19 protein-coding genes are annotated in these 25,526 nt (G+C 54.2%); 9 read left to right on the forward strand and 10 right to left on the reverse strand.

Annotated elements, in window-relative coordinates; all coding sequences use genetic code 11:
• Window positions 1–6 precede the first annotated feature (6 nt).
• Genes MWU62_RS01125 through pelG form a run of 4 tightly spaced genes read left to right on the forward strand, consistent with a single transcriptional unit; the run spans window position 7 to window position 5,232 of the window.
• Window positions 7–1,341, forward strand: coding sequence for a PelD GGDEF domain-containing protein (locus MWU62_RS01125; protein ID WP_247113025.1), 1,335 nt, complete (start codon window positions 7–9; stop codon window positions 1,339–1,341).
• Entirely contained in the window at window positions 1,338–2,321 is a 984-nt protein-coding gene (locus MWU62_RS01130) for a polysaccharide biosynthesis protein (protein WP_247113026.1), read from the forward strand. Before MWU62_RS01125 ends, MWU62_RS01130 begins: the two co-directional genes overlap by 4 nt.
• Window positions 2,318–3,856 carry a GT4 family glycosyltransferase PelF gene (pelF, locus tag MWU62_RS01135; RefSeq protein WP_247113027.1) on the forward strand — a complete coding sequence of 513 codons (1,539 nt, stop codon included), beginning with the start codon at window positions 2,318–2,320 and terminating at the stop codon, window positions 3,854–3,856. The genes MWU62_RS01130 and pelF overlap by 4 nt, the downstream gene beginning before the upstream one ends.
• Window positions 3,856–5,232, forward strand: a complete 1,377-nt coding sequence (pelG, locus tag MWU62_RS01140) for an exopolysaccharide Pel transporter PelG (protein ID WP_247113028.1) — start codon at window positions 3,856–3,858, stop codon at window positions 5,230–5,232. Before pelF ends, pelG begins: the two co-directional genes overlap by 1 nt.
• A 1,053-nt stretch (window positions 5,233–6,285) precedes the next feature.
• Here the strand turns inward: pelG and MWU62_RS01145 are convergent.
• The 3 genes from MWU62_RS01145 to MWU62_RS01155 form a co-directional block, all read right to left on the reverse strand.
• The gene (locus MWU62_RS01145) at window positions 6,286–6,567 is read right to left on the reverse strand and encodes a type II toxin-antitoxin system RelE/ParE family toxin (RefSeq protein WP_247113029.1); all 282 of its coding nucleotides are present in this window, start codon (window positions 6,565–6,567) and stop codon (window positions 6,286–6,288) included.
• Window positions 6,564–6,836 (reverse strand): ribbon-helix-helix protein, CopG family, encoded by a 273-nt coding sequence (locus tag MWU62_RS01150; RefSeq protein WP_200367931.1) that lies wholly within the window; start codon window positions 6,834–6,836, stop codon window positions 6,564–6,566. The genes MWU62_RS01145 and MWU62_RS01150 overlap by 4 nt, the downstream gene beginning before the upstream one ends.
• Before the next feature lie 405 nt (window positions 6,837–7,241).
• Complete coding sequence (locus MWU62_RS01155; protein WP_247113030.1) at window positions 7,242–8,354, reverse strand: S-(hydroxymethyl)glutathione dehydrogenase/class III alcohol dehydrogenase; 1,113 nt, start codon at window positions 8,352–8,354, stop codon at window positions 7,242–7,244.
• A 169-nt stretch (window positions 8,355–8,523) separates the two neighbouring features.
• On the opposite strand from MWU62_RS01155, the gene MWU62_RS01160 reads away from it, so the two are divergent.
• The 4 genes from MWU62_RS01160 to MWU62_RS01175 all read left to right on the forward strand — a co-directional run bounded on the left by MWU62_RS01160 (window position 8,524) and on the right by MWU62_RS01175 (window position 12,130).
• Complete coding sequence (locus MWU62_RS01160; protein ID WP_247113291.1) at window positions 8,524–9,858, forward strand: DASH family cryptochrome; 1,335 nt, start codon at window positions 8,524–8,526, stop codon at window positions 9,856–9,858.
• Between the two features lie 49 nt (window positions 9,859–9,907).
• Window positions 9,908–10,327 carry a YkvA family protein gene (locus tag MWU62_RS01165; RefSeq protein WP_247113031.1) on the forward strand — a complete coding sequence of 140 codons (420 nt, stop codon included), beginning with the start codon at window positions 9,908–9,910 and terminating at the stop codon, window positions 10,325–10,327.
• Window positions 10,328–10,394: 67 nt separating this feature from the next.
• Window positions 10,395–11,171, forward strand: coding sequence for a MotA/TolQ/ExbB proton channel family protein (locus tag MWU62_RS01170; protein ID WP_247113032.1), 777 nt, complete (start codon window positions 10,395–10,397; stop codon window positions 11,169–11,171).
• Window positions 11,172–11,176: 5 nt separating this feature from the next.
• A complete protein-coding gene (locus MWU62_RS01175) occupies window positions 11,177–12,130 on the forward strand; it encodes a flagellar motor protein MotB (protein ID WP_247113033.1) in 954 nt (317 codons plus the stop codon).
• An 8-nt stretch (window positions 12,131–12,138) separates the two neighbouring features.
• Here MWU62_RS01175 and MWU62_RS01180 read toward each other — a convergent pair whose 3' ends face one another.
• The 5 genes from MWU62_RS01180 to MWU62_RS01200 are packed head-to-tail and all read right to left on the reverse strand — an operon-like array spanning window position 12,139 to window position 20,577.
• The gene (locus MWU62_RS01180; protein ID WP_247113034.1) at window positions 12,139–13,224 is read right to left on the reverse strand and encodes a lipocalin-like domain-containing protein; all 1,086 of its coding nucleotides are present in this window, start codon (window positions 13,222–13,224) and stop codon (window positions 12,139–12,141) included.
• A complete protein-coding gene (locus MWU62_RS01185; RefSeq protein ID WP_247113035.1) occupies window positions 13,221–15,527 on the reverse strand; it encodes an ABC transporter permease in 2,307 nt (768 codons plus the stop codon). Before MWU62_RS01185 ends, MWU62_RS01180 begins: the two co-directional genes overlap by 4 nt.
• The gene (locus MWU62_RS01190) at window positions 15,524–16,204 is read right to left on the reverse strand and encodes an ATP-binding cassette domain-containing protein (RefSeq protein ID WP_247113036.1); all 681 of its coding nucleotides are present in this window, start codon (window positions 16,202–16,204) and stop codon (window positions 15,524–15,526) included. Before MWU62_RS01190 ends, MWU62_RS01185 begins: the two co-directional genes overlap by 4 nt.
• Window positions 16,205–19,330 carry an efflux RND transporter permease subunit gene (locus MWU62_RS01195; protein ID WP_247113037.1) on the reverse strand — a complete coding sequence of 1,042 codons (3,126 nt, stop codon included), beginning with the start codon at window positions 19,328–19,330 and terminating at the stop codon, window positions 16,205–16,207.
• Window positions 19,327–20,577, reverse strand: coding sequence for an HlyD family efflux transporter periplasmic adaptor subunit (locus tag MWU62_RS01200; protein WP_247113038.1), 1,251 nt, complete (start codon window positions 20,575–20,577; stop codon window positions 19,327–19,329). Before MWU62_RS01200 ends, MWU62_RS01195 begins: the two co-directional genes overlap by 4 nt.
• Window positions 20,578–20,730: 153 nt before the next feature.
• On the opposite strand from MWU62_RS01200, the gene MWU62_RS01205 reads away from it, so the two are divergent.
• Window positions 20,731–21,156, forward strand: a complete 426-nt coding sequence (locus tag MWU62_RS01205) for a potassium channel family protein (protein WP_247113292.1) — start codon at window positions 20,731–20,733, stop codon at window positions 21,154–21,156.
• A gap of 24 nt (window positions 21,157–21,180) precedes the next feature.
• Here MWU62_RS01205 and MWU62_RS01210 read toward each other — a convergent pair whose 3' ends face one another.
• Together MWU62_RS01210 and MWU62_RS01215 are read right to left on the reverse strand one after the other, a co-directional pair.
• Window positions 21,181–24,411, reverse strand: coding sequence for an efflux RND transporter permease subunit (locus tag MWU62_RS01210; protein WP_247113039.1), 3,231 nt, complete (start codon window positions 24,409–24,411; stop codon window positions 21,181–21,183).
• Entirely contained in the window at window positions 24,408–25,457 is a 1,050-nt protein-coding gene (locus MWU62_RS01215; protein ID WP_247113040.1) for an efflux RND transporter periplasmic adaptor subunit, read from the reverse strand. Before MWU62_RS01215 ends, MWU62_RS01210 begins: the two co-directional genes overlap by 4 nt.
• Window positions 25,458–25,526 lie beyond the last annotated feature (69 nt).

A 25,526-nucleotide genomic window follows, 5' to 3' on the forward strand; every position in this document is an offset into this window, starting at 1 on the left:
GGCATTATGAAAACACCCGACGTATCCAGTGATCCGGCTCTAGCCAGTAAGCAGTCACCCATTTGGCTGAAGTGGTTTGAAACCATCGCCATCACGGTGCTGTTCATCGCTTTGGGTTTCTGGAACCGACCGGACGATCCTCTGTTTGTCAGTGACGTATTTCCATGGCCAGCACTGGTCACCCTGCTTGCAGGTTTGAGATACGGCTTTTTCATGGCGCTTGTCTCATCCACAGTCATTCTCGCAACCGCGGGCCTGCTTCTGCGGGCAGAGCTGTTGCCCGGGAATCAGTTGCCTTACGTATGGGGTTTGGGCGTGATGGCGATCGGCCTACTTGCAGGGGAGTTTCGTGACTACTGGGACCGGCGCATCGAAAAGCTGGTAGCTGCCAACCAATATCGGCATACACGGTTAGAAGAATTCACACGCAATTTCTATCTACTGAAAGTTTCCCACGATCGTCTGGAGCAACAACTGGCTGGCAGTTCCAGCAGTCTACGCGAAGCCCTAAGGCGCCTGTACAGCGAAATATCCCATGCCCAAGGTAGCGGGCTCAATCGGGAAACCAGCGACCTGATCATGCGCCTTATGGTTCGTTACGGCCAATTACAGATCGCTGCTATTTACGCGATTGAGGAGGGTCAACTGTCGGAAACGCCGCTGACCAGCATAGGCAACTTCCAACCCATAGAAACAGATGATCCCCTGCTAACTCATGCCCTGCAAGAGCAAACACTGGTTTCGGTGCACACGGAATATCGCGACAACCGGGACGAACTGAAAACCAAACTTTTGCTGGCTCTGCCTCTCATTGATTCCACCGGAATCATCATCGGCATGATTGCCGTAGAAGCCATGCCTTTTTTCAGCTTTCAGCCAAAAACCCTGCGCTTATTGGCTATTTTGGCGGGGCACATGGCAGATATGATTCAGGAACAAACGAAAGTACAGCAACAATCCGCGCCGGAATGGCGTCAGTTCAAATTCCAACTTGCCCGGGTCTTGTCTGATGCTCAGGACCACGAACTACCCGGCTCCCTTGTACACCTGTCGTTTAGGGACACGACTGATGCAGCTCGGGTAATCGAGCGAATGCAACAGATGCGCCGCGGGCTTGATGTCATAGCCTGCCCACCTGAGGCTTCGGAGAAACAAGTGGCCATATTGATGCCACTTACGGACGAACTGGGCTGCGCGGCTTATCTGCAAAGGCTGGCAGACGATATCCGCCAACAAACTGGGCAGTCGCTGGAAGCTTTGGCACGCATCCGGCAACAGCAAATCAGCGGCACAACAGACATCGCCCAGTGGCTTGAGAGAATCCGGAAGGAACCTACATGAACGCCTGGCTAATCTCACTGGGCCTGGCACTGGAAGCAGGTAGCATCGCATCACTTTTCGCGGACCTGCCGCCTGTTATTGGCTTTCTAACCTTTCTTGCAATACATGCATTGGCCTGCTTGGTGTTTACATTTGTGAGCCTGCCGTTATTACCTGCCAGCTACCGCCGCAAAGGCTTTCAGGCAGGCCTGCTTTTGTTTACGCTGCAGTTTGCTATCCCGGTGATCGGGAGCATTGGAGTATTTGCCGGTATGCTGCTACCACTGCACTTGCCGCGATCGGAGCACAACATCCCTTGGCAAGAAACGGCCATACCCGATCTGCCTTTCAGCCCGGTGGACATGAGCCAGCAAATGACCTTCAGCGAAGGCGGCTTGCGCGAGGTGCTTAGAGAAGCCCAAGCTCCAGAACGGCGCCTGAAAGCCCTGCTGGCCTCCCGCCAGCTTACCGACCGTGAAGCCATCAACATTCTTCAAGAAGCGCTCAAAGACCCATCCGACGACGTGCGTTTACTAGCCTACTCCATGCTAGAACAACAGGAGAAGCGCTTGGCATCCCGTGCCCAAAACCTGCAAAAGCTTCTAGAGCAACGGCAACATCCTGATCGAAACCGGCTAAAGCGTCGGCTGGCCCACACTTGGTGGGAAATGGCCTATCTCGGTCTCGCACAAGGCGGTCTGCGGCAATACTATCTGGAAAACGCCAGAACGATTTTGGCGGAGCTGACAGACGCAACCTCACAGCACAATGACTGGCGGCTTTTGGGCCGGGTAGAACTAGCATTAAACCACACCACAGCCGCGAGCCGTGCTTTCGAAGCGGCCCTTGCCAACGGTGCCCCGCCAGAGCTGATTTTCCCCTATCAGGCAGAGATTGCTTTTCTCGCACGAGACTATCGCAAAGTACGCTTCCATCTCGCCAACTGTTCACGGTTTCGGCCCGCGCCTGTGGTCAAAAACCTGATGGAGGGCTGGCTATGATCCGCCGCACGCCCAAGCAAGAAGCTCCCACAGCCGATATCACCCTGCTGCTGGAAGGCACCTACCCGTTTATACGCGGAGGCGTTTCATCTTGGGTGCACCAAATTATTACTGGTCTGCCCCAGTTCCGTTTTTCGCTGATCTTTCTAGGTGGCGATCGCGGCCACTATGGCAAGCAGCAATACACCTTACCGGACAATGTTGTGCACCTTGAATGCCATTACCTGATGGACAATCTTGACGACACCAAGCCAAAGCCTAGCAAAGGTAGTCATCGAGCCTTCGAGACCCAACGCACTCTGCATGACCGGTTCCGCAGCAATAAACCCGTGCCCGAAGGCGTGCTCAGCCAAGCATTACGAGATCTCGGGCGCAAAGGCGGCATCAGCAAAGAAGACTTTCTGTACAGCGAAGAAAGTTGGCAGATGATTGACGAAAGTTACCGAAAATACTGCACCGAGCCTTCCTTTGTGGACTACTTCTGGACCATACGGATCATGCACGCGCCCCTGTTCATGCTTGCAGACATCGCGCAAAACATTCCGAAAACCCGGGCGGTACACTCCATCTCCACAGGCTACGCCGGGCTTTTGGGCGCCATGCTAAGGGATTCGCGCGATGTGCCTTTTATCCTCACGGAACACGGCATATACACGAAAGAGCGTAAGATCGATCTTTCTCAGGCCGAATGGATACGTGAAGCCAGCGACCAGGTAAGCGCCAACCTCAACGACCAACTCGGCTATATTCGGCAGTTATGGATTCGATTTTTTGAGACCATGGGCAGGCTTACCTACCAGCAGGCAGACCCCATCATTTCCCTCTACCTAGGGAATCAGCAACGACAACTGGCGGACGGCGCCGCCCCGGAACGAACCCACATTATCCCGAACGGCATCAGCCCCGAGCAGTTCGAAGGCGCACTCGCCGCAAGGCCTGCGACAGTGCCCATGGTAATGGGTCTTGTGGGCAGGGTAGTGCCGATTAAAGACATAAAAACCTTCATAAGAGCCATGCGCTCGGTGTACGAGGTGGTTCCGAATGTCGAAGGCTGGATTGTCGGCCCGGAAGACGAAGACCCGGCCTACGTAACCGAGTGCAAAGAACTCGTCAGCAGCCTAGGCTTGCAGGATTGTGTGAAGTTTTTGGGTTTCTGCAACGTGAAAGAGATACTGCCGCAACTTGGGTTGATGGTGCTAACCTCAATTTCTGAAGCCTTACCGCTGGTTATTCTGGAAGCCCATGCCGCTGGGCTGCCTTGTTTGGCCACAGACGTTGGCGCCTGCCGCGAGCTTATTGAGGGCGGCACTGAGGAAGATAAAAGTCTAGGTCGCAGTGGCGCAGTGGTTCCTATTGCAGACCCGGAAGCGACCGCAAGAGAAGCTATCCGCCTGTTGCTGGACGAGAAACGCTGGCAGCAAGCGAGTGAGGCAGGGCTGGCCCGAGTGAAACGCTACTACACTCTGGACGCCATGTTTGATTCCTATCGCAACATTTACGACACGGCCATAGCCGCCGGGAGCCAGAAAGACTAATGGCAGGCATCGGATTTGAACTCAGGCGCATCCTCAAGCGCGACAACCTGAGCAGCCTGATCGGCGCCTACGGCCTCGCCAGCATCATCAGCTCCGGTCCCTGGGTGCTGTCGGTACTCGGGGTCATGCTGATTGGTATTATCAGTATCAGCCTGTCGGTTCCCGAACGGGAGATCATTCAGTTTCTGGTTTCCGTAACCTATCTGATGGCGATTTCCCTAACGTTGTCGGGGCTGTTTCAACACGTGTTTACGCGCTGGGTTGCAGACCGGCTCTATGAAAAACGTAAGCTGCTGATTCTGCCCAACCTGATGGGCGTGCTCTGGTTTTCCACCCTACTGGCGCTGGCCTGCGGCCTACCGGCAGCGCTTTTTCTGCTGCCCGGCACCTCTGTTGTCTACAAGCTTCTGATGCTGGCCAATTTTGTAGTGCTGTGTAATCTCTGGCCAGTAACCATCTTTCTTTCAGGCATGAAGTCCTACACCTTGATTGTGGCGCTGTTTGCGGTGAGCTACTTCACCGCCATTGTCGCATCTATACTGTTAGCCAAGTATGGGTTGGAAGGGCTTTTGGGCGGCCTGCTGATAGGCCATGGCTTGCTGTTATTCAGCTTTCTATTCACCATCATCCGACAGTACCCAAGTGACGCCCCCATGGGCTTCGACTTTACCCGCCGGGCACAGATTTTCCCCGCTCTGATCGCCACTGGCCTCTTGTTCAACGCCGCCGTTTGGGCCGATAAGTTTATCTTTTGGTTTCACCCGGACACCTCCCAGCACGTAATCGGAACACTCAGGGCATCGGTGATCTACGATCTGCCGATCTTCCTCGCCTATCTGGCCATCATCCCCGGCATGGCTGTGTTTCTAGTACGCATGGAAACAGACTTTTCTGAAGCCTACGACCGCTTCTACAGCGCTGTACGCCAAGGCGACACTCTGGCTCGGATAAACAGTTTTCGGGATGAAATGGTACGTGTTGCACGCAACGGCATTTACGAGATCTGCAAGGTTCAGAGCTTTACCGTCATTATTCTGTTCCTGTGGGCAGATGAACTGCTATCCGCCATTGGGATATCCACGCTCTACTTGCCCCTGTTCTATATCGACTTGGTGTCTGTAAGCATGCAGCTCATTCTGCTCGCCATTCAGAACGTCTTGTTTTATCTGGACGCCAGAAACATCAACGTGTCTTTATGTGTGATCTTTTTTGTCAGTAATATCGTGCTTACGCTTCTCACCATTGAACTGGGCGCCAGCTTTTACGGCTACGGATACGCAGGCGCTACGCTCTTATCCTCGGTAATCGGGCTGGCCATGCTGTCGCGGAAGTTCGACCGACTTGAGTACGAAACCTTCATGCTTCAGGGGCGATAGGGGGTAAAATCTGCTTACTCTATTTGAGCAAACTTAACCCATGTTCCCCTGCTGTTTTTCCAAGAAGTACCAGAATTTTTGTCGATACGAATAGCTCTCCAGCTTTCACCAGTGGAGACTATTTTGACATCGTAGAGTGATTCAGGAATTGGGCTTGGGTCTTTTATCTTCCTCCACTCTGTATTCGATGCCCACCAAGTTTCGCCAGTACGTATATTGAACTTTACGTGTCGCGTTTTTCCTTCTTGGGAGAGAGAAACTATCTCCAGAGCGTAAGTTCCATGCTCGGTGCCCAATGAACTACATCCCGAAATCCCAAACAAAATCGCAACAATAAGAGCTCCGTATCGCATATCCTTCTCGCTTCATCTTCGGTGTGATGTGAGTTTCTGTTGAGCGCTACCAACTGGTACTCCCCCGCGTGGATTGACTCCAGTTTGTCCCAGTACGTGATTAGGGTAAGTTCAATTTTTCCCGTCAGGGCGCGGCGCAAAATCTGGGCACCGAGAAAGCCTACTGTTGCGGACGAATCCCTGATGCCAGTTTCGTATAAATATGCCGTGAACCCTTCGCTATGGGTTTCAGGCACTCGGCATTTCCACTCTCTGGCGATCATTACTACACATTCTCCCTTGCTTTGTAACGCCATGCTCAGCTGCCGCATCAGCGGTCGGACTGAAGCTCCTTGATACTGTGCCGCATGCGACGCCGCTGGTTCTCATTGGGGAGTGGCTTTTCAGGTCGGTTTTCGCAATACCTACACCCTGCATCTCCGCAGCGACCTTCAAGCCATATGTTGCAATATGCGCAGATAAAAGCATCAAAAGGCTCAGAGTAAATCGCCGGTTCTTGACACTTGTGGCATGCAACCGAGTCTTCCGGAATGAAGCCCTCGATTTTGACTGCCCCGTCGATGAGCAGAAACCCTTCTTCATCAGCCTTTTCTACGAACTCTATGTTCATGCTTGTCTACAATTAACGCTGAGCGCACCGGTGACTTTGGCGTAGCGAAGCGGAGACAAGGGCATCCGAGTGCCACGCCTGGTTAAATTACTATCGTTCACCTTCAAGGCCATGCCATACCCGCAGAATAATGATGGTGCTGGCATGAAGTGAGTATCGAACGACGTATTTTCCAAAAACCATATCTCGAACAGAGTCTGGCACCGGTGCTATTTCAACGGGTGTGCCCATTTTGGGGAAGTCTGGAAGCAGTCCGATTTTGCCAACCAGTTCGGCGGCAACCTTAGCTGCCGCCGATGGATTGTGGGCTTCAATCAACTCCCTCAAACGTTTCAAATCTTCAATGGCATCATCCGTGTAAACCAGTTTCACTTACCTGACCTCGGTGCGTCCTGCTCGTTCTCGGCTCCCCAACTATTAAGCCAGCTATGAACCTCGCTGGCATCAACCACCTTGCCACGGGCAGCAGACTCCATTGCCTCTAACGTTTGTTTCCATCGCTCTTGCTCAAGCTGCTGCTTTTCTATGTATTCTGACAAAGCCTGGTTGATTACCCAGCCTTTGCTCCGGTGCAGCCTGCCGGCGATTGCTTCCAGGTGCTGTTCAACTTCTGCTTGGAGGCGAACTGTGGTGACACTCATGACTATACCCTCGAATTTTCGACTACAACGTATTACAGCATAGTCGATGAGCGTGCGGCAAAAAACTTAACAGCTAATTATACGAACACTTTCGCATATCACCCATTGTAAAACTCTACTGAATCGCGTCCAAAACACAAAACTTTCATAATTAAAACAGCATCTTGAGAGCCCATCACCACAGCTACCTCTGGAGTTATGCGCCCTATTATGAGCCACCCTTGCTCCCTTCATCGGCGTATAACTCTGTCACTCTAGCTCCTACTTTTAAACACTATCAGATAGTTACGAAAAGCAGCGGAGCAGGCAAACCTGAGAAGCTGGCCTATGTCAGATTCTCAGGTTTGGCGCTGTGTTAACTGGTCAACCAACGTTGGATGTTGGTACGAAGGAAAAGGACTTGTTTTAGAAGTGAATAACCGTACGAATGCTTTTACCCTCATGCATCAACTCAAACGCCTTGTTGATGTCTTCCAAGGGCATTTCGTGAGTAATGAACACATCCAAAGGGATCTCGCCTTTCTCTGCTTTTTCCACGTAGCCCGGCAACTCCGTGCGGCCTTTTACACCACCGAACGCTGAGCCTTTCCATACTCGGCCTGTGACCAGTTGGAACGGGCGAGTGCTGATTTCTTCGCCCGCACCGGCAACGCCGATGATGATGGATTCACCCCAGCCCTTGTGGCAACACTCTAGTGCCGAGCGCATAAGCTGAACATTGCCAACACACTCAAAAGAGTAGTCTACGCCGCCGTCTGTCATGTCGACGATGACTTCCTGAATGGGCTTGTCGTAGTCCTTTGGATTAACCACGTCGGTTGCACCTAGCTGTTGCGCAATTTCGAATTTCCCGGGGTTGATATCTACGGCAATGATACGACCCGCTTTTGCCATTTTGGCACCAATGATCGCCGCCAAGCCGATACCACCCAAGCCAAAGATCGCAACCGTTGCGCCTTCTTCAACCTTGGCGGTATTCATTACCGCACCAATGCCTGTGGTTACGCCACAACCTAGCAAGCACACTTTATCCAAAGGGGCTTCTTTGGGAATTTTTGCCAGAGACACTTCTGGCAACACCGTGTACTCAGAGAAGGTTGAACAGCCCATATAGTGGTACAACGGTTCGCCTTTGTATGAGAAGCGAGAAGTACCGTCGGGCATCACGCCTTTACCCTGCGTTGCTCGCACGGCGCCGCACAGGTTGGTCTTGCCAGAGGTGCAGAACTTGCACTCGCCGCACTCCGCCGTATAAAGCGGAATCACATGGTCACCAACCTCTAGACCAGTCACGCCTTCACCCAAAGCCTCTACAATACCACCACCTTCGTGGCCCAAAATAGTCGGGAACAGGCCTTCGGGATCAGCACCTGACAGCGTGTAAGCATCGGTATGGCAAACACCCGTTGCCACAATGCGAATCAGAACCTCACCCTTTTGGGGTGGAGCCACATCCACCTCAACGATTTCCAGCGGTTTGTTAGCCTCGAAGGCCACAGCAGCACGGGATTTAATCATCTTGAATCTCCTCTGATCCGGTTTGGCAAAGCCGACATCGGCCTGATAACGGCTACTGTATCATCGAACAAAAGCACTAGCCCCCATGTCTCCCAGCAATCTTTATGGCAGGCTGGTGCGTAAATCTCACACTGACATTCGTAAATACCTGAAAAACGGAACCGTTAATTTGCGCACTTTATATTGGTTTACCCGAGACCTTCGCTTACACGATAACGCAGCTCTTCTGGCAGCCTCAAGGGCAAACATGCTGTTGTGTGTGTACGTGGTTGACCCGCGCTGGTTCACACCCGGGCCCATGCAATCCAAAGCCATGGGCACTCATCGTTGGCGCTTTCTATGGCAAAGCTTGATGACTTTAGAGCGCAGCCTAAGAACTTTGGGACAGCGGTTACATATTGCGTACGGCAAACCTGAAGAAGTGGTTCCAGCACTGGCCCATAACCACGGCATAAATTGCGTTATCCGCTCACGCCAACCGGGAACCCGTGAAGCTGGCCAATGGCAAACCCTGCAAGACAAGCTGCCAAATACAGCCTTTCAAGAGTTCGAAACGCTTAGCCTGTACACCGAAGGCTCGCTACCCATGGGCTTGGAAGAGCTGCCAGAAACCTTTTCCAAGTTTCGCAAGCAGATTGAGCAAACCGGAGAGCATGGCCCCTCACTACTCAGAATTCGTACCCTCACCGCATTGCCACCGGCTCCGGGATTTCCCGAGGATAACCGGGGCGAATGCCCGCCTGTTGAAGATCCCTTACACCCCTGTGCTTTCACCGGCGGAGAACAGGCGGGTCTAGCGAGATTGCAGGAGTATTTGTTCGGCAACCATGCCATCACTGATTACAAGCAAACGCGAAACGCCCTCGACGCGTTTAATGAATGGGACGCTTCCTCCAAGTTTTCACCTTGGTTGGCCGACGGTTCGCTCTCAGCCAGAGAAGTTGCAGAAGCCATTGCGCACTATGAGCGCACAGAAACCAAAAACGAATCCACTTACTGGCTGTGGTTTGAGTTGCTATGGCGGGAGTATTTTTACTGGTACGCCCTCAAACACGGTGCTGATCTATTCCGGCGTGACGGCGTGCAACACAAGCGGCGGCCAGTAACCTTTTACGGCCATCGTTTCAAAGCCTGGCGTGAAGGCAACACCCAATACCCATTGGTAAATGCAGCCATGAACCAGCTCCGAGAAACTGGCTACATAAGCAATCGGGGCCGCCAGCTGGTTGCCAGTTGTTTTGTGAACGAGTTGGAGCTGGACTGGCGCTATGGCGCCGCATGGTTCGAAGAGCAATTAATCGACTATGATGTAGCAAGCAACTATGGCAATTGGCAGTATCTGGCTGGCGTGGGTGCCGATCCGCGGGGTTTAAGGCGGTTCAATCTGGAAAAGCAGGCACAACAGTACGATCCAGCCGGTGCTTTTGTTGAAACTTGGCATGGTCATGCCAAGCAACCCGTTGGGCTGCATACCGTGGACGCGGCGGACTGGCCAATTTCCTGACAATATAGTGCTCTGCCAACGCCAATTAACCAACAGAGGATTCTTGTTCATGGCTTTTTTCAGCCAGAAAGATGCACGTAAGCAGTTAGATGCGGAATCGGAGAAGGTAAACCGCGCCGATTTGGAAGCCCTATTAGAGCGGCAGAAAGCAATTGAGGAAAAAGTCAAAGGTAGCGGCAAGCTGCAACGCTTCAGCGCCGATATCAAGTTGATGTTTTCCATTATCCGAGATTACTGGAACGGAAGCTACCGCAATGTGCCTTGGAAAAGCATCGCGGCCATGGCAGGCGCATTGCTATACGTATTGAATCCGCTGGATTTTATTCCAGATCTCATTATGGGCATCGGGTTTGTGGACGATGTTGGTGTTGTTGCACTATGTTTAAAACTAGTGGAGTCGGATTTGCACAAATACGCGGCTTGGAAAGAGCATAAGGAAGAACACGGACATTTTGCACAATCGGATTGATCGATTAATGAACTACAGGTAATCTCACCGCCTGCAACTTATCACTACTAAATTCTCCGGAGAGCATGTGGATTTTGCCACCCTGATTGGCCTTTTAGGCGCAATGTTACTTATTGTCACCGCCGTTGTTCTTGGTGCAGCCCCGGATGTATTTATTAACGGCGCCTCACTATTGATCGTAGTCGGTGGCACTTTGCTGGTTGTGCTTGCAAAGTTCAGCATTCCGCAGTTTCTGGGGGCCTTCAAAGTTGCTGCCCGGGCGTTCAAGTTTAAACTTCCCGAAATTCAGACCAGCATTGAAGAGTTGGTGGACGTTGCTAACGTCGCCCGCAAAGAGGGGGCTCTTGGCCTTGAGGGGCGTGAAGTCGGCTCTCCATTTCTCGGTAATGGCATTCAGATGTTAGTGGATGGCCAACCAGGCGAGACCATCAAGCAACTATTGGACAAAGAACGTTTGATGACGCTAGACCACAACCGCTCCGGCGCCAAGGTATTCACGGCGATGGGCGATGTAGCACCTGCAATGGGTATGATTGGTACCTTGATTGGTCTGGTACAAATGCTCTCGAACATGGAAGACCCCAAATCCATAGGCCCGGCTATGGCGGTTGCGCTGCTGACTACACTTTACGGTGCAATGATTGCCACCATGATCGCTGGCCCCATCGCCGATAAGCTTACACTGCGCATGACGGAAGAAGCTCGCTTACAAATGCTGTATACAGACGCAGTAGTGGCTATTCAGCAGGGCACAAACCCGCGCGTTATAGAACAGATGCTCTCCAGCTACCTGCCCCCGAACAAGCGCGATAAAGCGCCCGAGGCGGAGGCCGCCAGCGGATAGATCCCATGGACGAGCTTCCAGAAGAGGAAAAACCGGGTATTCCGGCTTGGGTTGTTACCTTTGCTGACCTGATGTCCCTGCTCATGTGCTTCTTTGTGCTTTTGCTGTCGTTTTCCGAAATCGACGCAATGAAGTTCAAACAGATAGCTGGCGAGCTCTCAAAAGCCTTTGGTGTGCAGCGAGACGTACCCGCACTGGAAATCCCCATGGGCACCAGCCCGGTCTTTGATAAATTTTCGCCTGCCCCTCCGGAGCCAACGCTGGTCAACGAGGTCAAACAAACCACGACCGATCAGCAGCCAGAGCTGCAAACCCTCAAAAGCCCTACGGAAGAAGCTTTGGATTCAGCAGCAGAAGAAGCTCTTGAAGCCAGCACCACCAGCATTCAAGAGGTGCTTGAAGATGCTATTGAAGACGGGCGCATTACTGTAGAAAAAGATCAGGACCAGCATCGAATTGTTATTCGAATTGAAGAAAAGGGTTCCTTCTCTTCTGGTTCGGCAAAGCTAACCTGGGAATTTGAAGGCCTGCTTCTGGAGATGGCCAAGGTGTTGGCGGATATGCCGGGCGATCTGACGGTGGAAGGCCATACCGACGACATCCCTATCCGAACATCGCGTTTTTATAGCAACTGGGATCTTTCTGCGGCCCGTTCCGCAGCGGTCGCAAACGTTTTGCTGGCCACGGGCGCCGTTGAACCAACACGTCTAGCAGTCAAGGGCTTGGCCGATACAGAGCCCCGGGTAGACAACACATCTTCGGAAAACCGTGCGAAAAACCGACGCGTAGAAATTATCATTGATATGTCTGACCCGCTGGAAGAAGAGCGATTGCGACTTAGGGAGCTTATTGAAAATGAAGCCAACGAAAGTGAGGCCATTATCGATATCCGCCCTCTCAGCCCGGACACGAGCATGGATTCCGGTGCTGGGTCGTCTGATAACAGTATTACTTGGTAATACAAGCGTTAGTCGGCGTATCCAGTGAGCTCCATATACCCTTCTCCCTGATGGCTACCGGATACACTGACTGGGCTCTCCCAATAAGGATAAAGCCCGGAATTTAAATAGTCACCAGGGGGTGCACTTAGTTCTATAGCCAGATGGTAGTCTGGAACGCTTAGCTGCCAGCGCACAGGCACACCCTCGCGACGCTCCAGCTCTTTCAGGTTTAATTCATCGGCGCCCAAGGGCACCGGGGCACCTTTCGCCGGGAGCCAGGTGCCTGATAGGAAACTGCCGCTTTCATCCCGCAAGCGAAAGGCCATCAGCTTGTCGCCGCTGTTCAGGTGCAGCGCGAACCAGTCCCAACCCTTCTGTCCGGTTTTCAGAAGCTGGCTGCTCCATTCTCGATCAAACCAACCTTTACCCCTTACTTCCAGCACTTCGCCTCCCAATGTGACTTCTCCGGCAATGGCAATGTCAACAAGGCTGAAATACATCGAACCTTCTCCGCTGGCAGATTTCGCACTGAAGCCTGCCTCGCCATGGGCCACGGGCTCGCCTTCAATGGTGAGTGTCAGGTCGTAGTTCCAGCCGTCACCCGCAGCTTGCAGTTGCCAGCGATCGTTCGCCTCATTGCCGCTCAGCAGCCAGTTGTCCAGCCAAACCTGAAACGGAGCGGCGGTTGCACCGGCGTTCCCCACATCGCCACGGGCCAGTTTTTCGGCAAAATAATGCTGCCCCTTCCAGCTCACTGCAGCGTGGGCCATCCAAGCGGCTTGCAGTGGCCAGTCGGTGGCCGCCGGGGCTGACTCGCTTACCGCTCTGGGCTGAAGCGCCTGCCGGAACTGCGTCCACTGCAGCCCTAATGGCTCGCCCTTAGTTGTTTCAAGGTTTGCAGTGAGGTACCACCACTCGATGCGATGTTGCGGGTGTGGCCCAAAGTCTTCCGGAAAGTTCAGCTGGTCACCTGAGCCCGGCTGCAAATACGGCGTATCTAGTCTGACGCTTTGTTCGACACCGGCCAAACCCGCGAAGCCTTCATCTGAGTTGTCGCTGGAACAGCCTAAAAACACGAACAAAGTCAGGAGCAACATGCCGTGTCGAATCATCGCTCTCCTCCCGTCAGCGCGCTAGCGGATACAGGTGCCACAGCCGGTCTACCCAGTTGCCGACGCATTAGCGCGGCGATGCTCAAGCCGACGGCCAAACTGAGCATACCAAGCTCAAACCAAAATGCCGGGTACACTGCCATAGGCAACGTCCAACCAAAGGCAAGAGGGTTGATTCTATGCACCAGCACCCACGTCAGCCAAATACCCAGTGGTAAAGCCAGTACCGCGATACCACCGGTCAACAATAGCGCCAGCCGTAGTAGCTGCCCTGCGACCTGGCGTTGTGACATACCCCACGCTACCAGCAGCCGGAAGTACCAAGCCCGGGTTGAGAAAAATACCCAACCCATCATCAACAAGGCAGCCGCCGCCAGAATCAGAGTGAGCAACGTCATCGCTCGGGTGAGCGCAAAGGTCTGGTCGAATACACTGGTAGCCAGTTCGCGGATGGTGCCGTTATCTCTCATTGAAAGCGCTTCAACCTGCCAGATTCCCTGTAGTGCATCGGTCATCTGCGCGATTCCGGGCTTGCCGGGAGTAACAGAAAAACTCTCGAAGCGAACGTTGAAGCTGTCAGGCAGTGTTTCTGCGCTCAACAGGATTTCGCCCACGGGGCGCCCGTAGTCCGGGTAAATACCCTGTATTGGCATCACCCGCTGCTGATTACCAAGGCGCAGTTTCAGATTGTTGCCCACACTTAGATTTTGCCGACGCGCCAGCTGCTCATTAATCATCACCCCGGATCCAGAGTCCAAGGCTTCCCAGTGTTGGTCTGCAGCCTCCAATAACGACCATGAGCGGATCAAAGCGCCCACGGGGGCTACTGCAAACACATCCACTTGTGGGTTATTGGCATTGTCCGTACCGGTAACTTGGGCCTGCCCACGCATCACTCTGTGCCACTGTAGGCCCGGAGTATTTGTCTGCTGGCGGGTTAGCCATTCTGCCGCTTGGCGCCCATCAGCTCCGGCTGGCACTTCGATGTAATAAGCGGCTTCAAGTCGCTGCCCAAGCCAGCGGTCGAAGGTATCTTCGAACGTGGTAACCAGCGCCTGCACAGCAAGCACCATGGCCAGTGCAAACTGCAAGGCGACCAGTGGCAACGTCAGGCGGCGCGCCAGCACAGCCAGCTCCCGATAACGCCACAGGGCGAGGGGCTTTGTCGAACGGCCAGCACACCAGCGGGCAATCCGGGCGACAGCATAAGGTGCCAGCCAACCGGCGCCGGCGAAAACCAAAGCAACCGCAATAAACACCCAAGGTAGAGAGGGCGCCAGCCAAGCCATGGCCAAACCGGCCACCAATAATAGTGCTGCCAAACCGCTGTAAACCGTCTTAGGCAATATCAACGAGAGACGTTCACGAAATCTGAGTAGAAGTAAGTCGCCCAAGCAAGCAATAACCACAACGGCCAGCATAACCAGAACCGGCATTGCCCAGCCTTGCCCCTGCCCGGCGTAAAGCGGAATATCAAACAAGCCATCAAGCGCCTGTCCAAACCCGCCACCAAGCCCCGCCGCTAGCCATCGGCCCAAGCCTACCCCGGGAACAACACACATCAGGGCCAGCGCAAGGATTTCAAATACCAACCAACGCTGAACCCGGTCAGGCGAAACACCAAACCGGTGCAGCAGAGCAAAGCTGTCCCGGCGCTGCACAAGCCCCAACAGATAGACACTGCGCAGCAACAAAGCCGTAATCAGCAACACCAGTATGCCCAAGGCTTCCAGATTGAGCAGAAAGCTGTCGCCAAGCTCGCCGGTGTCCGGGCTGGTTGAAAAGCTGGTCAGTTGGTACCCACCCGGCAGGTCAGCAGTTTGGGTAGTGTCTGGCGTCAGAAGATACAAACGGCTATCGCGAGATTTAATGGCAGTAGCCACACCCATATCCAAAAAGGGCTTGCCGTTAAGAGGCTGGTCCAAAGCCGGAGATGGGCGGTTTCTGGAGCCAAAACAATAGGCCGCCAGGGGATCGATCCCCACAAGGCGGTTGCCGGTTTCAGGGGTAACTTCCAACCAGGGCATCACGCAGACACCGACAAGGCGCAGTGCTACAAAATCATCAACCGCCAGCATTTGGCCATCGTCCCGCACCACTTGTTGGCGTTCCGCCACCGCCTGTTCGCTCTGATTCAGGCTTGCCCGAGCCTGGCTGGTGAGGTGATTTACCCCCGTCCATAGCATAGTGGCAAGAACAATCATGACTGCTAAAGCAAGCAGTTGCAGGGGGTGACGGCGATAGTGACTGAATAGGGCCCCGGGCAAGGAGAACGAGGCCAAAAGAGATGGCAAGCCCTTCATAAGCTGCTCAAATGGCCAAGATCCAAATGCTGCTGGCAACCGGCAGCAAGCTCGGCATCGTGGGTAGCCAGTATCAAGCCGCAGCCGTAACGGGCCTGAAGATCAAACAATACCTGTGTGACTTCATCAGCTGTATGGCGATCAAGACTACCTGTGGGTTCGTCCGCCAGAATCAACGCTGGCTCCATTGCAAACACCATGGCCAAGGCTGCCCGTTGGCGCTGGCCACCGGAGACCTGATCTGGATAACGCTGGGCCAGAGCGCCTATATCCAAACGTGTCAGCCAGTCTTGACTGCTTGCTGTAGAACGGCCAGCCAGCTGGGCTCGAAACTGCACATTTTCAAGCAAAGTAAGTGCTGGCATCAGGTTGGCCTCCTGAAACACCACGCCAATCTGCTGCCGTCGCAAGCTCGACCATTTCATTGCCTTTTGCCGGGCAATTTTGGCTCCAGTTTCAAAAACCTGTCCTTGCAGCACGATGGTGCCAGCGTCTGCCAACTCCAATCCACACAATAGATTCAGCAGGGTGCTTTTGCCGGAGCCCGATCGGCCGGTCAGTGCTAGGGACTGGCCTTGCCCGAGGGTAAACGACAGTTTTTCAATAACCGGAACGGTTTCGTTGCCGCTGACAAAGTGCTTGCTCAGCCCTCTAACCGCCAGCAGAGATTCTGCCATTTAAGTCCCCCGCCATTCCCGAAACTGCTCCAGCCAAGATAGCAGGGCCGGAATAATCACCAACACCAGAACAGTCGATAGGCCCAAGCCAAACGCGATAGAGGTGGCCATAGGGATCAAAAATTGTGCTTGCAGCGAGGTCTCAAACAACAACGGAAGCAAGCCGCCAATGGTGGTCAGGGAGGTCAGCAATACGGCGCGCACCCGCTGCACAGCCGCCTCATTCAGCGCCTCATTGATACCCAACCCCTTCTCTCGCTGATGATTGTAAAAGGAAACCAGAATGATGGCGTTGTTCACCACAATGCCTGCAAGACCAAACAGCCCAAACAGCGATAGAACCGTAAGCTGAATCCCCATCACCCAATGACCCAGCAAAGCACCCACTAGTGCAAACGGAATAATGGCCATCACGATCAACGGTAGGCTCCAAGAAGCGAAGACCCACACCAATATTACATACATCAAGGCTATGCCGACCACTAAGCCTGTTTTCATATCGTTAATGGTTTCCCGCTGATCCGCCGACCGCCCTTCGAAGCTGTAGCGTACGTTGTAGCGGCTCGCGATATCAGGCAAGGCATCCGCCTCCAGACTCTCGATAATTTGTGCCGTGGTGCTTACCCGTGTGTTCAACGCAGAAGTGACTTCAACCGCTAACTTGCCATCGGCGTGGCGCAATGCCTCAAAACCCTGACGATGATCCAGATTCATCACTTGCCCCAGCGGGACAAAACGGCCATCGGGTGTGCGCACCGTCACCCGAGACAGAGTGGATAAACGCTCACGTTGCTCCTTAGGCAACTGCACACGCACTTCCATTTCATCACGACCGTCCTGATAAATCTGGGCGACGCGGCCATCGAAGGCCGCCCGCAATTGGCGCCCCAAGTCGGTTGTGGTGAGGCCTAAGGCTTGACCGTAGGCACTGGTTTGGTAGATCAGCTGCTCCCGGCCCCAGGGCATGTCATCTTCTACATCCAGTACTCCCGGCAGGGTCGATAACGCCTGCGCCAGCTCTTCAGCAGCAAGCTTTAGGTTCTGTGAATTGTCACCAGTCAGTCGCACGTTCACATCCCGGCCCGGAGGCCCGGCCTGACGCTCGGAAATCGCCAGATTATCCAACCCAGCAGGCAGAGCCAGTCGGCTGCGCCATTCGTTGATAAACTCCGGATTGCGCACAGGGCGCTGATCCGAAGGCACCAACTCAATCATCATAGAGCCCAGTTCATCTCCGGACCGGGAACTGCCTCCCGCACCCAGTGTTGCACCTTCTGTGGTAACGGCGTGTAGTATCAGATTGCCGCCCAGTGCCGACTCTGTTTCATTTAATGTCGTTTGCATATCCGCTATAAATTGATCAACGGTTTTGCTGTCTGTGCCCGCAACGAAACTGGCGTTGGCGTAAAGTACCGAGGGTTCCGGCGTTGGAAAGAAGTTGAATCCGAGGCGACCGCCAGCAAGCAGGCCCACGGTTACTAGCGCCAAAGCGACCACACAGGCCATAGTGATGCCTCTATGCTCCAAACTACGCTGGGAAAACCGGCGAAATGGACCTTCACGAAAGCGATCAAAACGGCGTTCAAAACCAACACGGAAACGTGCGACAGGATTGCGGCTGGGCGCCGCAGGCTCTGGCGTATTCTTATTGGCATTTCGGGGTTTGAAAGCATGCCGCAAGTGAGCGGGCAGAACAATGAAACACTCAAGCAAGGACGCGATCAGTACACAAATCATGATGACCGGAATATCGCCAAGAATATTACCGATAACACCACCCACCACCAGCAATGGCATAAACGCGGCGACCGTGGTTAACGACGATGCCAGCACTGGCCAAACCATGCGCTTTGCTGCGCCTTCCGAAGCATAAATAGAGGCCTCACCCATGCGGGCGTGGGCATCTGCGTCTTCCCCCACAACAATAGCGTCATCAACAATCACCCCCAGCGCCATAATCAGCGCAAACAAGGACATCATGTTGATAGAGCCGCCAATCAGCCAGAACACACCCAAAGCTGCCAGAAACGCCGTGGGAATACCGACCGCCACCCAAAGTGCAACGCGCCCGGGGAGGAACAGGTACAGCAGGCACACAACCAATATCAAACCGCTGAGACCATTATTAGTAAGGAGGGAGATACGGTCGTTCAGCAGCTGCCAGGTCTCGTCGTAAACTTCCAACTGTATCGACGGCGGCATCGTGGCCCGGGTTTCTTCAAGCCATTGTTCCAATACTTTCGCGGCTGCCAAGGAGTTGCCGTTCTCTGCTCTTTGCAGTTGCAATTCAATGGCAGGAAAGCCGTTACGGATAAGGGAAACTTGGCTATCGCGGTCTTCTTGACGAACATCGGCAATATCTCCCAGCCGCAGCTGAACACGCTCATCACTGAGTAGCGGTAACGATTCAAACGCCTGAGGACTGCGCCTTTGCTCTACAGACCGTAGCTCCCGAGCCGAGTCCTGCTGCGCCATGATTCCAGCGGGCAAGTCCCGCGAAACCGAAGCCACTCTGTCGGCAACCTGCTCAAGTGTAAGCCCCAAGGTCTCCAGCCTTTCAACAGGGATATCGATACTGATTTGCTGCTCGGGCAACCCCCGGAAAGACACCCGGTCTATACCCTGTTGCAAGAGCTCATCTTCGTATCGGTAAGCCAAAGCCCGTAGCTCGCTGCGATCAACGTCTCCGAACATCAACAGGCGGGCAACGGGCTCGTAACGCTCGATACGGGCGACTCGAGGCTCTTCAGCGTCTGTAGGGAGGTTGTTGAATTCATCAACTTGCTGGCGCACATCATCCAGTGCAGTGATCGGGTTGGTGCCTTCCTGAAACTCCAGAGTGATAGAGGCAATGCTTTGCGCCGAAGTGGAAGTCATCTTCTTGAGGCCATTCACACTGCGCAAACGCTGTTCCAGCGGGTTGGTAATACCCTGCTCCACATCCTCTGCAGAGGCACCACTCCAAACCACTCGCACACTGACTATATCGAGCGCAAAGGTAGGAAAAAACTGCACGTTCATGCGAGTAAGCGCCAAGGTACCGGCGAGCAGCATCATCAACATCACAAGGTTGCCAGCGACCTTGTGATGTACAAAAAAGCCAATGACGCCTTTTCTGCGCCTCATTCCGGGACGCTCCCTTTGTCTTCATTTGTATTTGCTATGTCTACTTTCAAGCCGGTAAGCGCATTCGGAAGGTGGGTAACAACCAATTGCGCACCCGGCTTGAGCGCTTCACCGGCAATTAAAAGGCGCCGCTCGCCGTTGTCGGAGACTGCCTCGCCAACCCGTTCAACAGAAACACGCTGCATGCGACTGTCATCTGCAACCAGATATACGTTATTGGCGCCGTATAGAGCGCTGAAAGGAATACCTACAGTCCCACTACGCTGCGGCCGTTCAAGGCTGACAGGCAAAAGAGCACCCGGACGCAAGCCTGCTGAGTCTCCTGCCAATTCGAGAATCGCCTCAGTTCCAGCTGGGTCGCTAGTACCAGCAAAACGTTCCAGCCGGAATCGAACCTCCTGCTTATCACTGTATGCATAGAGATCCTCGCCATTCGCCATAGCGTTTAATAACTCAGCACGATACCGCTCAGGCACTCTGGCCCGGAGCTCCATACCTTCTGAGGCATAGACGGAGAGCAGTTTCTGATTTCTTGATACTTGATCTCCCACCGCCACCTGAACATCCGTTACCACGCCATCGAACGGAGCAATAACTCGAGCGCGCTCAGCATCTCGCCGGGTGATCGCCAGAGTTGCCTCGGCCTGAGCCAATCTGGCTTCTAGGCTTTGCAGCCGCGCCGGATGTTCATCGATAGCGCGCTGGCGATTACTGGCACTGAGTTCCGCTCTGGCCACACCGTCGGTTACACTTTCCAGATTTTCTAGAGATGCAAGATTACGGTCTACCAAAGATCGAGTGCGCTCCCTTTGCCTGCGGGCATTATCCAGAATGGCCAACTCGCTTTTCAGCGCGACTTGGTCGTTGCGATAACGCACCTCTTCTGAGCGAATCTGCGCCGCAAGGTCAGCCACTTGGGCGTTTGCTTGAGCAAGCACTGGTTCAGTATCTTGAACATCCAGAGCCACCAAAAGATCACCTTTGCTAACTCTTTGACCCTCGGCGACGGGCCGCTCACCAATGCGACCAGCCAAGGTGGCAATCACCAATACCTGCTCGGGCGCTACTATCTCGCCGTACAGAGGCAAAATAGGGGTGTGGGCTTTTGGCTCAACCCGCTGAACCTCTACCCGCCAGGTACGCTCGGTAGCAGACACCTGAGCTGGCTCCGGGCGGGTCATTTTCAAAAACAGGAAACCCAAAATTCCGGCAGCGAGAATGATTACGGGTACAAATCGTTTGGACATAGCGTGTGGGCCAGCTAAGGTAAATAAAGCTCCGCCAGAAGACGGGAACGAATAACCAGATATCTCTTCACGGCACCTGAAAAGCATCTCCGGATTACTATAAAGCGTACTGTCAGGAGTACTATACGTTTGTTCTCAGAAAACTATGCCAACCTGCTCAGCGCCACAGTTATCAACGCGTTCATTGTGGTGATTGTTGTGTTCATGCACCGCGAGGCGCTAGTTCGCCTGAGCGCCCTTTTGAAAATAATGCACACTCACCACCACTTGCGCCTAGTCACGGCTGTTCTTGGCGTTTTGCTGGCTCACACCGTACAGGTGTGGGTGTTTGCCGCCGCCTATTTCTTCATGCACCACGCGGATACCTGGGGCACTCTGGCAGGCAACTTCAACGGCAGTTTTCTGGACTGCGTTTACTTTTCTTTTAGCACCTTTACCACCGTTGGCTATGGTGATATCGAACCCTTGGGCGCACTACGTTTTTTGACCGGAATCGAAGGGCTCACCGGGTTAGTATTAATCACCTGGAGCGCTTCGTTCCTGTTCATGAAAATGCAGCGCTACTGGACAGGCAGTTAGCAGCCTGTCCGTATGCTCGCAGCTTTATACCCACTTGCATCTAGCCAAGGTGTAATACAGTAGAGGCACTACCACAACAGTCAGCAAGGTCGAGAGCGCAAGCCCGAACACCAGCGAAATTGCCAGCCCGTTAAAGATGGGGTCATTGAGGATGAAGTAAGCACCCACCATCGCTGAGACCGCCGTCAGGGCTATGGGTTTGATACGCACTGCCCCCGCCAGAACCACAGCTTTCTCCAGCTCAATTCCTTCATCCAGAAGTTGCTGAATGAAGACCACCAGCAATATGGAGTTGCGCACAATAATACCCGCCAGCGCAATCATCCCGATCATACTAGTTGCGGTGAATTCCCTATCCAGCAGAGCATGCCCGGGCATAATGCCGATCAGGGTCAGTGGTATGGGCGCCATGATCACCAGCGGCAGAATATACGAACGGAATTGCGCCACCAGCAACACAAAGATCATGAACACACCCACACTGTAGGCTGCGCCCATATCCCGGAAGGTTTCATAGGTAATCTGCCACTCACCATCCCATTTAAGAGTGCCTTTTTCAGGCAGGGGTGGCTGACCAATAAAGAATTGCTGCGGCGCATCTTCCTGCTGGTTCAGGCGCGAGACCATAGAGAACATACCGTATAGGGGCGAGTCTACGTCACCCGCCATATCGGCGGTTACATAGGTCACCGGCAGCAAGTTTTTATGGTAGATAGCGCCGATCCAGTCGGCTTCGCGCACCTGGGCAATACTGGCCAGAGGCACCAGGTTGCCATCGCGGCTGCGCACCTGCAGAGACATAAGCACCGATGGCTGAGCCTTATCGACATCCTCAAGCGTTACCCGAATAGGCACAGGGTATTTGGCATGATCGTCGTGCAAAAAGCTGACGTTCATGCCACCCAGCGCCATTTGTAACGCCACAACCACTTGCGCCTGAGATACGCCCAAACGGGCAGCCCGAGCGCGATCCACTGCAATTTCCCACTGCCGTGTGGGGGCTTCAAGCGTGGTATCAATATCCACAAGTCCTTCCACCTCTGCCATTCCGGCAGCCACAGAACGGGCCAGCTTGGCGCGCTGATGAGCGTCTGCACCGTATATTTCTGCCACTACGGGCGAAAGCACTGGCGGCCCGGGCGGCACTTCAACAATCTTGACGCTGGCATCGTAGCGCTTGCCGATAGCGGTCAGCGGCGCGCGCAGCGATTGGGCGATGTCGTGGGACTGGCGGGGCCGCACGCTCTCATCGCTGAGATTCACCTGAATATCGCCCTGGTACGGGTCACTACGCAGGTAGTACTGGCGCACCAGACCATTGAAGTTGATGGGTGCGGCGGTGCCTGCGTAGCTCTGCCAGCTGGTCACTTCCTCAACAGTTTCCAGATAATGCCCCATCTCCAGAAGCGCCCGCTGAGTTTGCTCAACCGGCGTGTGCTCGGGCATATCCACCACAATCTGGAACTCTGATTTGTTGTCGAAGGGCAGCATTTTCATGATCACCGCCTGAAAACCCGGCAAAGACGCCGCAGCTAAAGTGAGCAGGATCACGCCGAGAGCCAGAAAGCGGCGACGCCAGTGGTGCTCGCCCAGGAAGGGCGTAAGAACACCGCCAAATATTTTCATGGCCAAGGGGCTGACCCCGTCCGCGGAACTGCCGGACTCTTCCGTTCCCGTAACGGCTTCGCCTTCTTTGCGCTTCAACAACCGGAACGCCAACCAGGGCGCGACTACAAACGCAACGATCTGGGACAGCACCATACCGGCAGATGCGTTGATGGGAATGGGGCTCATATAAGGCCCCATCAAGCCACTCACAAAGGCCATAGGCAGCAGCGCCGCCATAATAGTAAGGCTGGCCATAATGGTGGGAGTGCCCACTTCGTCTACAGCAACCGGGATGATGTCTTTTAGCGGGTGCCTAGAATTCTGAATCCGGCGGTTGATGTTTTCTGTGATCACTATGCCGTCATCCACCAGAATACCGATGGAGAAAATCAGTGCGAACAGCGACACTCGGTTCAGGGTAAAGCCCCAAGCCCAGGAGAATACCAGCGTTAGCAACAGCGTAATCAGTACCGCTATGCCGACGATCAATGCCTGACGCCAACCCATGGCGATCAGCACCAGCAACACCACGCCCAGCGTGGCGGAGATAAGATCAGAAATCAGCTTCTGGGCTTTCGCGGAGGCCGTTTCGCCATAATCCCGGGTAACAATAACTTCCACACCCTCAGGCAAAGCCCGGTTGCGGATCTGCTCCAGCCTCTGTTCAATAGCCCGGGTGATATCCACAGCGTTTTGCCCGGGCTTCTTGGCAATGGCGAGCGTCACGGCCGGGTACACATCACCGGCCTGACCAACACTGTTGGCATCTGCTGCTGGGCCGAAACCGGTCATCACACTCTGGTCGGCCACAGTGCCGCCACGACTGACACTGGCCACGTCATCCAGATACACCACTGCACCAGCGTGCATTCCAACCACGAGGCTGCGCACATCATTGACGCTCTCCAACAAAGTGCCCGCCTGAACCGGAATGGACAGGTTGTCGCGAGTAATGCGGGTTTCCTGAGCGCTGGCATTGGCGGCTTTCAGGGCATCGCGAATATCGCCGAGGGTAAGATTGAACCCGGCAAGCAAAGCCGGATCAAAATGGATGTCCACCCGGTCGGGCACACCGCCCACGGTGTAAACATCCCGGGTTCCGGGCACCCGCTTGAGTGCCACTTCCAGCATGTGGGCCAGACGCGTCAGTTCTTCTCCGGTATGACCATTCACCGGGTCATAGAGAGTCAGCGTCATGACCGGCACATCATCAATGCCTTTAGGTTTTATAACCGGCTGAGAAGCACCCAACTCGGGCGGCAACCAGTCCTGATTGGAGTACACCTGGTTATAGAGCCGAACCAGCGCTTCCTTGCGCGGAATACCCACTTCAAACTGCACGGTGATAACTGCCTGGCCCTGACGGGACACGGAATACACGTGTTCAACGCCGGAAATTTCGCTCATAACCTGCTCAGCAGGCGTTGCGATGGCGCTTTCCACTTCCTGGGTGCTGGCACCCGGAAACGCGATCATGATATCCGCCATGGTGACGTCTATCTGCGGTTCTTCCTCTTTTGGAGTGACCACAACCGCAAGCACGCCCAGAATAATAGAAAGTAGCGCTATCAAAGGCGTTAGATGGTTATCCTGAAAAACCCGGGCAATCGCCCCTGAAGGGCCGACCGGAGGCAGTTTGCTGCTCAATTCCGAGCCTCCTTGTTCAAACGATCTGAACCCACCAGTTCACCAGGGTACATAACAACCTGCTCGCCTTGGCTCAGCCCTGCCAGAACCTCCAGGCGGCCGTCCTGCTGCGCACCGGTACGAACCTGCCGTAACCGAGGGCGGCCTTGCTCATCAAGCACAAACACTGCCCTCAGCTCACTGCGACGAACAAGGCTGCTGGCGGGTATCCACAACACTTCACGCGCTGCGACCGGAACGCCCACCTTCACCAGCATGCCCGGAAACAATGACCCGTTGGGCTCATTCAGGCGCATACGCAAACGGAAGGTATGGGTCGCCGGGTTGGCGTAGGGATAAAACGTCATCTCGCCGGTTTCCAGCACCCGACCATCGCCGAGGGTCACCTTCGCCTGGCGGTCGCGCCGGGCCAAATCGGCATATTGCTGGGGCAGATCTACAACAACCCGCAACTGCTCTAGGGACAGACCACTGAGCAGGGGCTGGCCGGGGCTGACAGACTCACCGAGTTCCACATGGCGTTCAGTCAGTATGCCGCCGTAAGGCGCAATAATACGGGTATAACTCAACTGTTCCCGGGCTTCTGCCAATGCGGCTTCGGCGCGCTCCAGGCGGGCTTTTGCAGCGGCAAGATTGTTTCTGGCACTATCAAATTCCTGCCGGGACACAAGCCCGCGTTCGTGGATGCTTTCAATCCGGTCAAATTGCTGTTGGGCATCATCCAGAGTTGCTTTGGCTTCATCCCGGCCAGCTTGCGCCTGATTGAGTCGAGCGCGCTGCTCACTGCTATCCAGCTGCACAATCAAATCGCCGGCAGCCACCGAGTCGTCTACATCGAAAGGCAGCTGCTGTACGGTGCCGCTGGTTTGTGCAGATACGGTACTCTGCTGAACCGCCTCAATCACCCCATCCAACACGAGGGTTTCCTGCAGTTCACTGCGCTCAACCGCCGCAGTCTGCAATTGGCCAGAGGTATCCGCACCCAGAACAGGTGCCGAGCAAACCAATCCAAGCACGATCGCGCCCAGTACAGAAATGTGTTTCACCACCAGCCACCTCGAAAGCAGTTATTAGGTAATAACTATAGGTTATCAATATATTCAAGAGTAAGACAC

It is taken from the genome of Marinobacter sp. S6332 (assembly GCF_023016045.1).
Classification (GTDB): Bacteria; Pseudomonadota; Gammaproteobacteria; order Pseudomonadales; family Oleiphilaceae; genus Marinobacter.